We start from the raw sequence: 255 nt of genomic DNA on the forward strand, positions 1-255 counted from the left end.
TGGACAACAATTCACGAACTTCCATTTCGACCAGTTCCAGCAATTCTGCATCGTCAACCATGTCGCACTTGTTCAGGAACACGATGATGTATGGTACGCCAACTTGGCGGGCCAACAGGATGTGTTCGCGAGTTTGTGGCATAGGACCGTCTGCTGCGGAGCAAACCAGGATCGCGCCGTCCATCTGAGCAGCACCAGTGATCATGTTTTTAACATAGTCAGCATGGCCTGGGCAGTCAACGTGGGCGTAGTGAC

Annotated in this window: 1 protein-coding gene; it reads right to left on the bottom strand. The window is 52.5% G+C overall.

The features are described from left to right. Positions 1-255: GTP-binding protein (locus ACO0LF_RS31790; RefSeq protein WP_423021452.1), on the bottom strand; the 255-nt coding region annotated here is incomplete at both ends.

Source organism: Undibacterium sp. Di27W, assembly GCF_049340345.1.
Lineage (GTDB): Bacteria > Pseudomonadota > Gammaproteobacteria > Burkholderiales > Burkholderiaceae_D > Undibacterium.